Source organism: Delftia sp. S65 (assembly GCF_016516495.1).
GTDB classification, from domain to species: Bacteria; Pseudomonadota; Gammaproteobacteria; order Burkholderiales; family Burkholderiaceae_C; genus Comamonas; species Comamonas acidovorans.
In genome coordinates, this window is sequence record NZ_JACVUR010000002.1 from 221758 (window position 1) to 234249 (window position 12492).

14 protein-coding genes are annotated in these 12492 nt (G+C 68.3%); 6 read left to right on the forward strand and 8 right to left on the reverse strand.

Annotation, left to right across the window (positions count from 1 at the left end; genetic code table 11):
* The first annotated feature begins 55 nt into the window (after positions 1-55).
* From IAE24_RS02930 to sorU, 4 genes are all read left to right on the forward strand, one after another.
* Positions 56-631 (forward strand): RNA polymerase sigma factor, encoded by a 576-nt coding sequence (locus IAE24_RS02930; protein WP_013799971.1) that lies wholly within the window; start codon positions 56-58, stop codon positions 629-631.
* Positions 628-1215, forward strand: a complete 588-nt coding sequence (locus IAE24_RS02935; protein WP_012201996.1) for a hypothetical protein — start codon at positions 628-630, stop codon at positions 1213-1215. The genes IAE24_RS02930 and IAE24_RS02935 overlap by 4 nt, the downstream gene beginning before the upstream one ends.
* A 34-nt stretch (positions 1216-1249) precedes the next feature.
* Entirely contained in the window at positions 1250-2497 is a 1248-nt protein-coding gene (gene sorT / locus IAE24_RS02940; protein ID WP_199958661.1) for a SorT family sulfite dehydrogenase catalytic subunit, read from the forward strand.
* Positions 2498-2592: 95 nt separating this feature from the next.
* On the forward strand, positions 2593-2940 hold the full coding sequence (gene sorU, locus IAE24_RS02945) for a SorU family sulfite dehydrogenase c-type cytochrome subunit (protein WP_034397533.1): 348 nt from the start codon (positions 2593-2595) through the stop codon (positions 2938-2940).
* A 13-nt stretch (positions 2941-2953) separates the two neighbouring features.
* Here the strand turns inward: sorU and IAE24_RS02950 are convergent, their stop codons facing one another.
* The 8 genes from IAE24_RS02950 to mnmG form a co-directional block, all read right to left on the reverse strand.
* Positions 2954-3778, reverse strand: coding sequence for a class I SAM-dependent methyltransferase (locus IAE24_RS02950; protein WP_192368560.1), 825 nt, complete (start codon positions 3776-3778; stop codon positions 2954-2956).
* Positions 3779-3802: 24 nt separating this feature from the next.
* Complete coding sequence (locus IAE24_RS02955) at positions 3803-4837, reverse strand: peptidoglycan-binding domain-containing protein (protein ID WP_013799966.1); 1035 nt, start codon at positions 4835-4837, stop codon at positions 3803-3805.
* 196 nt (positions 4838-5033) lie between these two features.
* A complete protein-coding gene (locus tag IAE24_RS02960) occupies positions 5034-5969 on the reverse strand; it encodes a ParB/RepB/Spo0J family partition protein (protein WP_013799965.1) in 936 nt (311 codons plus the stop codon).
* Positions 5970-5982: 13 nt separating this feature from the next.
* On the reverse strand, positions 5983-6528 hold the full coding sequence (locus tag IAE24_RS02965; RefSeq protein WP_043783088.1) for an RBBP9/YdeN family alpha/beta hydrolase: 546 nt from the start codon (positions 6526-6528) through the stop codon (positions 5983-5985).
* A gap of 186 nt (positions 6529-6714) precedes the next feature.
* Positions 6715-7485 (reverse strand): ParA family protein, encoded by a 771-nt coding sequence (locus IAE24_RS02970; protein WP_034397528.1) that lies wholly within the window; start codon positions 7483-7485, stop codon positions 6715-6717.
* 13 nt (positions 7486-7498) lie between these two features.
* Complete coding sequence (locus IAE24_RS02975; protein ID WP_012201988.1) at positions 7499-8113, reverse strand: LysE family transporter; 615 nt, start codon at positions 8111-8113, stop codon at positions 7499-7501.
* A gap of 105 nt (positions 8114-8218) precedes the next feature.
* A complete protein-coding gene (gene rsmG / locus IAE24_RS02980; protein WP_099750991.1) occupies positions 8219-8878 on the reverse strand; it encodes a 16S rRNA (guanine(527)-N(7))-methyltransferase RsmG in 660 nt (219 codons plus the stop codon).
* Positions 8875-10854, reverse strand: a complete 1980-nt coding sequence (gene mnmG, locus IAE24_RS02985) for a tRNA uridine-5-carboxymethylaminomethyl(34) synthesis enzyme MnmG (RefSeq protein WP_012201986.1) — start codon at positions 10852-10854, stop codon at positions 8875-8877. The genes rsmG and mnmG overlap by 4 nt, the downstream gene beginning before the upstream one ends.
* A 303-nt stretch (positions 10855-11157) precedes the next feature.
* On the opposite strand from mnmG, the gene IAE24_RS02990 reads away from it, so the two are divergent.
* Positions 11158-11745 (forward strand): NADPH-dependent FMN reductase, encoded by a 588-nt coding sequence (locus tag IAE24_RS02990; protein WP_063327851.1) that lies wholly within the window; start codon positions 11158-11160, stop codon positions 11743-11745.
* A gap of 95 nt (positions 11746-11840) precedes the next feature.
* Entirely contained in the window at positions 11841-12449 is a 609-nt protein-coding gene (gstA, locus tag IAE24_RS02995; protein WP_013799958.1) for a glutathione transferase GstA, read from the forward strand.
* Positions 12450-12492 lie beyond the last annotated feature (43 nt).

Consider the following 12492-nt stretch of genomic DNA (forward strand, 5'->3'; position numbering starts at 1 on the left):
TTTGCCGATAGGCAGGCCATGGAATGCGGCGGCGCCCTGCGTGCTCTTATGCCGCATGATCTCCACCGCCGAGTCGCGCTACAACCAGTGGGTGCGCGAGCACTACCGATTCCTGCTGCGCAGCGCCTGGGCGCTGACCGGCTCGCGCGCGCTGGCCGAGGATGTGGTACAGGACTGCTTCACCAGCGCCTGGCGCTTTCGCCACCAGCTGCGCGAGGCCGCAATGGCGCGGGCCTGGCTGTTCCAGATCATGCGCCGCCATGCCTTCCGGCACCTTGCGCCATCGGCCCATCTGGTCAGCGATGACGAGGCGCTGGACCAGCATCCCGCCCCCACCCCCTCGCCTTCGGCGCTGGACGACCGGCTCGACGTGGTCAAGGCGCTGGCGCGCATCGCGCCCATCCACCGCGAAGTGCTGGTGCTCTATTACTTCGACGACATGCCCACGGCCCAGATGGCCGAGGCCCTGGACATTGCGCCGGGCACGGTGCTGTCGCGCCTGTCACGCGCCCGCGATGCGCTGAAGGCGGCGCTGGAGCAGGCCGCCCCGGCGCCTGCTCCAGAGACTGCCAGCGTGATTCCGCTGCGCCCCACCCCGCTGCGCGCCACCCGATACCAAGGCTTGAAATGACTGCCCCGGACACAACCGACGAATCGGCCTTCGACCTGCGCGCACGCGCCGAACTGGCCCTGGCCTTCGACCCCGGACCGCACGGCGAGCCGCCCGCCCATCTGCTGCGCCACACGCCCTGGCATGCGCGCAGCGGCGTGCGCCGCCTGATCGCCGCGTTGCTGGTGGGCAGCTCGGCCGCCACCGCCGTGTTCGCCATGCGCCCGCCCGAGCTGGTGCGCGCCGCCATCGAGCACGAGTACTACGAGCGTACGCTGCGCGGCAGCTTCATGCCCGAGGCCGAGGTGGCGCGCCGCATGGACCTGCCGGCCGGCGAGAAGCTGCCCGGCTACACCCAGCTGATGCGGCCCTGCGACATCGACGGCACGCGCGCCTACCACCTGACCACCTTCTTCGAGAAGGGCGGCATCGTCACCGTGCTGGCCTTCGACCAGCCCCAGCGCCTGGCCGATGGCCAGGGCTGGTGGGCCAACATGCACTGGCAGGTCGTTCGCTCGCGCGAAGGCCGGCCGCTGGTGCTGGTGGCCCAGAAGAAACAGGCCCTGGCCGTGGCCAGCAAGGCCCTGGGCACCCCTGCCCCATGAGATGCCCGATGACAACCACCACGAGGAGACACCCATGAACCACTTGCCGACATCGCCCACCTCCCCCGCGCGCCGCAGCCTGCTGGCCGGCAGCGCCAGCGCACTGGCCGCCGCAGGCCTGGCCGGTCTGCACCAGGGCGCACTGGCCCAAGCCCAGGCCCAGGCACCCGCAGCTGCGGCAGCACCGGCGGCCAAGCCCCTGCCCGGCTACGCGGGCTGGAAGAAGGCCGATGCCCTCATCGTCCACAGCTCCACCACCATAGAGACGCGGCGCGGCGCCTTCGGCACCAGCGTGATCACGCCCAGCGACCAGCTCTATGTGCGCAACAACCTGCCCACGCCGCCCGAATCCATCGTGGCCGACCGCGATGCCTGGCAGCTGCAGGTGGAGGGCGTGCGCCAACCCCGCAGCCTCAGCGTGCGCGAACTCAAGTCCCTGGGACTGGAGACCGTGGCCATGGTGCTGCAGTGCTCGGGCAATGGCCGGGCCTTCTTTCCCAGCAAGCCCAGCGGCACGGCCTGGACCGTGGGTGCGGCCGGCTGCGTGGTCTGGAGCGGCGTGCCCGTGCGCGAGGTGGTCAAGGCCCTGGGCGGTGTGTCAGACGGCGGTCTCTACATGACCGGCACGGGCGGCGAGGTGCTGCCTGCGGGGCTGGACCCCAAGAGCGTCATCGTCGAGCGCTCGGTGCCGCTGTCGGCCATGGAAGACGCCCTGCTGGCCTGGGAGATGAACGGCGAGCCCATCCCGCTGGCCCATGGCGGGCCGCTGCGCCTGATCGTGCCCGGCTACACCGGCGTGAACAACATCAAGTACATCAAGCAGCTGGCCTTCACGCCGCGCGAGAGCGAGGCCCACATCATGTCCCACGGCTACCGCATCTCGCCGCCCGGCAGCAAGGGCGACCCGAGCCAGCCCTCGGTGCAGGAGATGAGCGTCAAGTCCTGGATCAACTCGCCCCTGCCCGAGGACGGCGGGCAGGCCGCCGGCCTGGTGCAGATCCACGGCGTGGCCTTTGGCGGCATGGACGCCGTCAAGGGCGTGGAGGTGTCCACGGACGGCGGCAAGAGCTGGCAGGCCGCGCGCCTGGTCGGCCCCGACCTGGGCAAGTACGCCTGGCGCCAGTTCGTGCTGCAGGCGCGCCTGCCCAAGGGCACGCATGTGCTGGCCAGCCGCGCCACCGACGCGCGCGGCCGGGTCCAGCCCGATACGCGCGGCGAAAACCAGAGTGGCTACAACAACACCAGCTGGGCCGACCACGCCGTGACCGTCACCGTGGCCTGAACACGGCCCGCGCGCTCATCCCGCCCCCCTTCTCTTCACTCCCGTCACCTCCCGCACACGGCGCCAGACCGTGGCGGGCCCGTACCCCCATTGCCATGTTCACGATGAAACACCTGATCCACACCGCCCTGCTGGGCAGCACTTTGCTCGGCAGCGCCCTGCTGTCCGCCCCCGCCTTTGCCGATGAAGCGGCCCAGATGGCCCTGGGCAAGAAGCTGTTCGCCACGGCCACGCCCGCCTGCGCGCTGTGCCACACGCTCAAGGACGCGGGTGCCGAGGGCGCCATCGGCCCCGTACTCGATGAGCTCAAGCCCGACGCCGCGCGTGTGGCCCGCGCACTGCGCGACGGCATAGGCGCCATGCCCTCGTTCAAGGCCACGCTCAGCGAGGCCGAGATCGCCGCGCTGTCGCTCTACGTGAGCAAGGCCAGCGCGAAGAAGTAGGCGGCACGGCCCCTCACCGGCGTTCCTGCAGTTCCCGCCGCGCCTTTTCGTAAGGCGTTTCCTCGGGCTCGGGAACATGCACCACGGCCTCGCCGGCACCGCCCAGCGGCATGCGGTAGACCCAGAGGCTGTGGCGGCCCGGTCCCTGGCGCTGCCAGGAGGGCTCCACGCCGGGCAGCGCAAAGTCCAGGCTGACCAGCCAGGCGCCTTCGGGCAGCTCCGTGGCGGCCTTGACGGCCGCACGGCCCATGCTTTCGGGGCGCTGGAACAGGTAGACCATCTGGTAGCCGCTCCAGTCGGCCAGCCAGATATCGGCGCGGCGCACGCGGGCCCAGGGGCAACGCAGCGCGCACAGCCAGCGCAGCGGCCAGCTCCACTCCATGCCGTTGAGCCGCGCCTGCGGGTACTGGCCGCGCAGCGCGCGCAGGCCGTCACCCAGGCCGCAACCGGCATCGAGCACGGCGGCGCCATCGGGCAGCGGCGCGGCATCGGCCAGGCCTTGCAGCGCATCGGTCGGCGTGGGAAACAGCGGCGCATCGCGCCAGGCGTTGAGCGGGTAGACCAGGGTCAGCAGACCCAGCGCCGCCAGCCACAGCCAGGGGCTGATGGCGGCCAGACCGCCCGGCCCCCACAGCATCAGGCAGGACAGCGGAAATCCCGCCGCCACGGCCAGGCGCCGCCACCAGGGCGTGGCCAGCAGGCTGGCGAGCACGCCCAAAAAACAGGCCGCCAGCCAGGCGGCCAGCGGCCCTAGAGTCGATTGCAGCGCGGCGTAGACAAGCCAGGCGCCCGCCCAGGCAAGAAGGGCCGGGGCCGGCCAGGGAAGGCGCCGCATCATGCGCGCCCTCCGGCCGGGAGCCGCTTATTGCTGTTGCAGTGCTTGCGAGGTGGCACGGTCGAGGCGGCCGGTCTGCGGCAGGCTCTGGTCGCGCTGGAACTCGCGCAGGGCGTTCTGGGTGTTCTTGCCCATGGAGCCGTCAGGCGTGCCTGCGGTGTAGCCCAGGGCATTGAGCTTTTGCTGTGCGGCGCGCAGCGACATGCCGGCGGCATTGGCGCCCGGAGCCGATGTCTGCGACGGTGCGGCACCGCCGTCCACGCCCAGGCGTCCACCGCCGCCCAGGCCCTGGCCCTTGACGGTCTGCGCCTTGTAGTTGCGCAGCGAGCGCACCATCTGGTTGTAGGCGTCCATGAAGGCGGCGGCGATCACCTTGCCTTCGGCCGTGCGCGTGTAGCCGCCCAGCGAGGCGCCAGCGGAGCCGCCGAATAGCGCGCCCATGCCGCCCCAGTCGGTCTTGGAGGACGAGCCTTCGGAAGCCGACACCTGCACGCCCGAGCGGTTGTCCACCAGGGCCAGCATGACCGAGGCCTCGCGCGTCTTGGTGGCTGCAGCCAGCGCACCGAAGATGCCGCCTGCGCGGCCGCCGATGGCGCCGCCCATGCCACCGGCATCGCTCTGGTTGAAGATCACTTCGGGGGACAGGCCGTAGTCGGAGGCCACCATCTGGCCCTTGCCCAGGTTGCTGCCGCCGCGCATTTCGCCCGAGTCCATCAGCGCGCGTTCACGCGCCATGGCACCCATGCCGGCCGCGCCGCGTTCCACGACGATGAAGCAGTTGGACTGCTGGATCATCAGGCGCAGCAGCTGCGAGGTGGGCGGCAGGCGGTACTGCTGCGTGAGGATGGTGTACCAGCCCGCGGTCTGGTTCTCGACCAGGGAGATGGTGCCCAGCGAGGAGTCGCAACGCTCCAGCTCGGTGTTGGCGTTCTCGGCGCTGGCACCGCCTGCGGCGCCCGTGGCCACGGTCTTGGCTTCGGGCGAGCCCATGCGCATGTCGGTGGTCACGCAGCCGGTCAGCGCCACGGCAGCGATGGCAGTCAGGGCAAGATACTTCTTCACGTTGTAATCCTCTTGGTCTGGTCTAGGTGAATCAGCGCCAGGGCAATGGGCATCCACGCACTGGCAGCGTCGCCAGTCAGCGATTACACACAATTACCCCGCATAACAGCGCGCAAATATACCGGGATTCACCCTTGCGAAAAAGCGCTGCATTGCTGGAGAACGACAGATCACAGACGGTTACAAGCTGTTGTCATCACTCGGGTGCATCGCCGCGCAAACGTTCGATCAGCCCGTTGAGCGCATCGAGCGAGCCGAACTGGATCGCCACTTCGCCCATTTCCTGCAGCTTGCCGCCACGGCGCACGGACTTCTTGATGCGCACTTCGACATCGGCCATGAGCAGGTCGGACAGCTCTTCTTCCACGCGCTTGATGTCGCGCGACTTGCCGTCCTTCTTGGACTTCTGGCGCACCAGGCTGAAGTCGGCGCCGATCTTCTTGACCAGGGCCTCGGCCTCGCGCACCGACAGCTTCTTGGCCGCGATCTGGTTGCCGGCCGTGATCTGGGCCGCGCGGTCCAGCGACAGCAGGGCGCGCGCATGGCCCATGTCGATGTCGCCGGCCATGAGCATGGTCTGCACCGGGTCGGCCAGGTTGAGTAGGCGCAGGATGTTGGTGGCTGCGCTGCGCGAGCGTCCCACGGCCTGGGCCGCCTGCTCGTGCGTGAGGCCGAATTCCTTGACCAGGCGCGACAGGCCCTGGGCCTCTTCCAGCGGGTTCAGGTCCTCGCGCTGGATGTTCTCGATCAGCGCCATGGCGGCGGCGGCCTCGTCGGGCACCTCGCGCACCAGCACCGGCACCTCGGCCAGGCCGGCGATGCGGGCCGCACGGAAGCGCCGCTCGCCCGCGATGATTTCGTACTTGCCGGCGTGGTCGCCCTTGGCCAGGCGGCGCACCAGGATGGGCTGCATGATGCCCTGGGCCTTGATGCTTTCGGCCAGTTCGTAGAGCGCGCCCTCGTCCATGTGGGTGCGCGGCTGGTACTGGCCGGGCACCATGACGTCGAGCTGCAGGATGCTGGGCAGGCCGGTCTCGGCCACCGGGCCGCCGCCCTCTTCCTTGTCGTGGACCTTGGGTCCGAGCAGGGCTTCCAGCCCGCGTCCCAGTCCCTTGGGTTTCTTGGTCACCATGGTGTTGTCCTTGTCAAAGCGATGCCAGCAGCGCGTGTCCGCTGTCCCAGTCGCCCAGCCCGCTGGCCGTGTTGAGATGGCCCGAAGGCCCTGCGTCGACGAAGCGTGCGCCCCAGGCATCGGCCATGGCTTGCACGCGCTGGGCGCTGCAGTAAATGTCGTTGTCGCTGCCGACCACGATGGAGGCAAACGGCAGGCGCTGCATCATCACGGGCGACCAGCCGGGCAATTGCTCGCGCAGCTGGGGCTGCTCGGTATCGCCGGGGGCCACCAGCAGCGCGCCGCGCACCTTGCGGGCGGCCAGCGGAGAATGCGCCGCCCACCAGGCCACAAGGATGCAGCCCAGGCTGTGCGCCACCAGCACCACGGGGCGCGGCGCGTCGAGCACCGTCTCCTGCAGCCTGGCGCTCCAGTCGCCGCGCAGCGGACGGTCCCAGTCGTTTTGCTCCAGGCGGCGGTAGCCGTGGCGCTGCTCCCAGCGGCTTTGCCAGTGGTCGGCGTCCGAGTTCTGCCAGCCGGGCAGCAGCCAGACGTCCTCGGCAGTCACGTCGATTTGCATGTTCTGCTCAGCCATTTAAATAACCAATGCGCTGAGTTGCGCCTACAGCCCATGAAACCGGCGTGGCCCAAGGCCAGTGACAGCAAGCAAGGGCCGCCCCGCAGCGAGGCTGTCGTCCCCCTCCCGCAGGAGAGGGGGAAGGCGCGAAGCGACTCAGGGGGTGTTGTGTCGAACCTTGCATGGCTCTCACATCTTCTTGATGCGGCGCACCATCTCGTGCGCGAAATCGATGAAGGCCTTGCTGCCCTTGGCGCCCGGGTCGAAGACCACGCCCGGCACGCCATAGCTGGGCGCCTCGGCCAGGCGCACATTGCGCGGGATGACGGTGTCGAACACCTTGTCGCCGAAGTGTTCCTTGAGCTGGTCGCTGACCTGCTGCTGCAGCGTGGTGCGCGGATCGAACATCACGCGCAGCAGGCCGATGATCTGCAGGTCAGGGTTCATGTTGGCATGCACCTGCTTGATGGTGTTGACCAGGTCGGTCAGGCCTTCGAGCGCGAAGTACTCGCACTGCATGGGCACGACCACGCCATGGGCCGCGCACAGGCCGTTCAAGGTGAGCATGGACAGGCTGGGCGGGCAGTCCACCAGCACGAAGTCGTAGTCAGCATCGACCGCCTTGAGGGCGCCCTTCAGGCGATCGTTGCGGCGCTCCAGGGTGACCAGCTCGATCTCGGCGCCGCTGAGTTCGCGGTTGGCGCCCAGCACGTCGTAGCCCACGGCATCGGAACGCACGGCGGCTTCCTTGACGCTGGCGTTCTCCAGCAGCACGTCATAGACCGACAGCTCCAGCGCACGCTTGTCCACGCCCGAGCCCATGGTGGCATTGCCCTGCGGGTCCAGGTCGATCATCAGCACGCGCTGGCCGACCTTGGCCAGGCCCGCTGCAAGGTTGACGGCGGTGGTGGTCTTGCCGACCCCGCCCTTTTGATTGGCGACACAGAAGATTTTGGCCATGGTATTTACACGCTTATTTGGCGATGGCCAGCTTGAGGCCAAAACCGATCAGGAACACGCCCGCAGTCTTTTCGAGAACCCGGGAAACCGCAGGATTGGCGCGCATGCGCTCGGCCAGATGCGCGGTCAGCAGCACCACGATCAGGCAATAGAGAAAGGTCAGAGCGGCCACCGTGGCCGCCATCACCGCGAACGTGAGCAGGCCCTGGTGGCTTGCGGGATCCACGAACAGCGGGAAGAAGGCCATGTAGAACACGATGGACTTGGGGTTCATCAGGGTGATCAGGCCGGCCTGGCGAAAGTAGTGGCGCGGCTCGATGTGCAGCACGGGCTTGTCGCCGGGCTTGGCAGTGAGCATCCTGAAACCCAGCCAGCCCAGGTAGGCGGCGCCCAGCCACTGCACGGCATGGAAGGCCGTGGGATAGGAGGCCAGCAGCGCGGCCACGCCCGCCACGGCCATCCAGATCAGCACCTGGTCGGCCGCCAGCACGCCGGCGCAGGCCGCCATTCCGGCACGTATGCCGCCCTTGCCGGTGGAGGTGATCAGCGCCAGATTGCCCGGCCCCGGAATCAGCAAAAACAGAAGAATGGCAACAACGAATGCGCTGAAATCGGAGATGCCGAACATGCTGACCCCTGAGCGATGAAAGCTGGGAGTTTATGCGAGGGCCATGGCCAGCGCATGTGGAACATGGCCCAGCCGCAACGCGGCAGTGTGCCATTCAGTAAAAAATCAGGCGCAAACGCGCAGCCAGAGGATGCAGCGCTCGGCATCCAGGCCCGGCACCTTCAATGGTTCCACGTGAAACACCTGCACGTCGGCGGGCAGCGCGGCGATTTCATCGTCGGGGTGCTTGCCCTTCATGGCCAGCCAGGTGCCGCCCTCCTCCAGCGCCTGGCGCGACCAGCTGGTGAAGTCCACCAGCGAGGCAAAGGCACGGCAGCTGATCAGCGGATAGCGCGTGGTCAACTGCTCCACGCGGCTGTGGATGCCGCGCAGGTTGGACAGGCGCAGCGTGGCCGCTGCCTGCTGGATGAAGGCGGCCTTCTTGCCCACCGTGTCCACGCAGTGCACGTCGATCTGCGGGCAGCAGATGGCAAAGACCACGCCGGGCAGGCCGCCGCCCGAGCCCACGTCCAGCATGGCGGTGCGGCCTTCGCGCGCAGGCATCTGTGCCAGATGGCGCTGCAGCGCCGGCACGGCAGCCAGGCTGTCGAGCAGGTGATGGGTCAGCATCTCCTGCGGATCACGCACGGCCGTGAGGTTGTAGACCTTGTTCCACTTGCCCAGCAGGGCCTGGAATTCCATCAGCGTATCGATCTGGGCGGGGGTGAGGTCCAGCCCCAACGCCTGCAGGCCGGCTTCGAGCGGAGCGCGCAGTTCCTGGCTCATGCGGATGCCTCCTCGCCCTTCGCGTCAGTCACATCCGGTGCAAAGCCCCGAAAGCCCCCCTTCTTCAGGTGCACCATCAGCAGCGAGATTGCCGCCGGCGTCACGCCCGACATGCGCGACGCCTGGCCCAGCGTCTCGGGCCTGTGCTTTTGCAGCGACTGGCGCACCTCGAAGGACAGGGCCGGCACCTGCATGTAGTCCAGCTCGGCCGGCAGGCGCAGGTTCTCGAAGTGGGCGGCGCGCTGCACCTCGTCCTTCTGGCGGTCGATGTAGCCTGCGTACTTGGCCGCGATTTCCACCTGCTCGACCACGGAGGCGCTGAGATCGCCCAGCACGTCGGGCTGCACATCGGCCGAGGCATAGCGGCCCTCGTTCAGGCTCATCAGCTTGCCGTAGCCCACATCCGGCCGGCGCAGCAGGTCGAACAGGTTGTACTCGCGCTCGATGGACTTGCCCAGCACACGCTCCGATTCCTCGGGCGTGACGATGCGCGGATTGACCCAGGTGGACTTCAGGCGCTCTGTTTCACGTGAAACAGCATCGCGCTTGCGGCTGAAGGCATCCCAGCGCGCATCGTCCACCAGGCCCATGGCGCGGCCGGCCTCGGTAAGGCGCATGTCGGCGTTGTCCTCGCGCAGCTGCAGCCGGAACTCGGCGCGGCTGGTGAACATGCGGTAGGGCTCGGTCACGCCCTTGGTGATCAGGTCATCGACCAGCACGCCCAGGTAGGCCTCGTCGCGGCGCGGCAGCCAGGCTTCCTGGCCGCGGCACTGCAGCGCGGCGTTGAGGCCGGCGAACAGGCCCTGGGCCGCCGCTTCCTCGTAGCCGGTCGTGCCGTTGATCTGGCCCGCGAAGAACAGGCCCTGGATCTGGCGCGTCTCGAAGCTGCTCTTGAGCGAGCGCGGATCGAAGTAGTCGTACTCGATGGCGTAGCCGGGGCGCAGGATGTGCGCGTTCTCCAGCCCCTTCATGCTGCGCACCAGTTCGTACTGGATGTCGAAGGGCAGGCTGGTGGAGATGCCGTTGGGATAGAACTCGTTGGTGGTCAGGCCTTCGGGCTCCAGGAAGATCTGGTGGCTTTCCTTGTCGGCAAAGCGGTTGATCTTGTCCTCGACGCTGGGGCAGTAGCGCGGGCCCACGCCTTCGATCTTGCCCGTGAACATGGGGCTGCGGTCAAAGCCGCTGCGGATGATGTCGTGCGTGCGCTCGTTGGTGTGGGTGATCCAGCAGGGCATCTGGCGCGGGTGCATGGCCGCATTGCCGATGAAGCTGAACACGGGCAGCACGCCTTCGTTGACACCACCGGGCATGCCGTCGCCGGGCTGCTCCTCGCACTGCGAGAAATCGATGCTGCGGCCATCCAGGCGCGGCGGCGTACCGGTCTTCAGGCGCCCCTGGGGCAGCTGCAGCTCCTTGAGCCGCGACGACAGGCTGACGGCCGGCGGATCGCCCGCGCGGCCTGCCGCGTAGTTGTTCAGGCCCACGTGGATCTTGCCGTCCAGGAAGGTGCCCGCCGTGAGCACCACGGTGCGGCTGCGAAAGCGCACGCCCACCTGGGTGACGGCGCCCACCACGCGGTCGCCCTCGACCATGAGGTCATCCACCGCCTGCTGGAACAGCCACAGGTTGGGCTGGTTCTCCAGCATGTCGCGGATGGCGGCCTTGTAGAGAATGCGGTCGGCCTGGGCGCGCGTGGCACGCACGGCCGGGCCCTTGGAGCTGTTGAGGATGCGGAACTGTATGCCGCCGATATCGGTGGCCAGCGCCATGGCGCCGCCCAGCGCATCCACTTCCTTGACCAGATGCCCCTTGCCGATCCCGCCGATGCTGGGATTGCAGCTCATCTGGCCCAGGGTCTCGATGTTGTGGCTCAGCAGCAGCGTCCTGCAGCCCATGCGCGCAGCGGCCAGCGCGGCCTCGGTGCCGGCGTGGCCGCCACCGACCACGATCACATCAAATTCCTGTGGGTACAACATGCTTATCACTCCGGGGGCCTGCCCGGCCCAAGCCCCCGACACGGAGCACTCACGCTCCGGCGCTCATGGCAGGTGGCCCTCGTTCATGTAGCGAGGGGAACCCAGCGGGGAACCCGCGATTTTCCCACCTTTGCCGCACCAATGCCTTGCAAGGGGTCGGCCGGCCCCGCCACCGGGCCGGCACTGTGCCGGTGTTCCACGTGAAACAGTGCGGCGGACACAGCGCGTGCACCGCAGGATGCTGCGCGCCGCCACCCGCAGGGCGGCCCGCTTGCAAGAAACATGTGCAGGGCCTGTGATGCAATGGCGGCCATGCAGATCCTCATCTTCGCGGGCAGTACCCGCCAACAATCGCACAACCGGCGCCTGGCCGCCGCCGCCGCCGACATGGCGCGCGAACTGGGCGCCCAGCCCACGCTGCTGGAGCTGTCGGATTTCGACATCCCCATGTACAACGCCGACCTGGAGGCCAGCGGCACGCCGCCCGACGTGCTGCGCTTCAAGGCCGCGCTGCACAGCCACCCTGCCTGGCTGATCTGCTCGCCCGAGTACAACGGCAGCTACCCTGCCCTGCTCAAGAACGCCATCGACTGGGCTTCCAGCCCCGTGGCCGGTGATCCGGTCTGGTCCGATGGCACCCTGCCCTTTCGCGGCAAGGTCGTGGGCATGGCCAGCGCCTCGCCCGGCGGCCTGGGCGGCCTGCGCGCCCAGTCGCACCTGGCGCCGCTGCTGCTGAACCTGCAGTGCTGGCTGGCCCCCGTGAGCCACGCCGTCGGCCAGGCAGGCCAGGCATTCGACGAGGCCGGCCGCCTGCAGCGCCCCCAGGACCAGCAAGGCATGAAGGCCGTGCTGGAACAGGTGCTCTGGGCTGCACAGCGCCTGTCGGCCTGAACCCTGCCGCCAGCGCGGTCCCATCATGCGCAGCCCCTGCACATGGGGTTAGCATGGGCGCTTGTCTTTCTTACCCTGATCGGAAGCCATCCACCATGAAGCTCTACTACAGCCCTGGCGCCTGCTCTCTGTCTCCCCACATCGTCCTGCACGAGGCAGGCCTGGCCTACGAGCCGGTCCTGGCCAGCACCAAGACGCACAAGCTGCAGGACGGCACGGACTACTACGGCATCAACCCGCTGGGCTATGTTCCCTTCCTCGTACTCGACGACGGCGACACGCTGCATGAAGGACCGGCCATCGTCCAGTACCTGGCCGATCTGGTCCCCGAGAAGAAGCTGGCACCGGCCAACGGCACCATGGCCCGCTACCACCTTCAGGAGTGGCTGAACTTCATCGGCACCGAGCTGCACAAGGGCTTCGGCCCCCTGTTCAACCCCGCCACGCCCGACGACTACAAGCCCGTGGTGCGCCAGCGTGTGCTGGACCGCCTCAAGTGGGTGGACGGCGAGCTCAATGGCCGCGACTACCTGATGGGCGAGCAGTTCACCGTGGCCGACGCCTACCTGTTCACCGTGACGGGCTGGGCCCAGTTCGTGGGCGTGGACATCTCCGAGCTGACCAACCTCCTGGCCTACCGCGAGCGCGTGCTGGCCCGCCCTGCCGTGCAGGCCGCGATGAAGGCCGAAGGCCTGCTCAAGTAAGCAGCGCCGCGCCCGGGCTCGGCGGCACAAGGGGGGGGGGGGG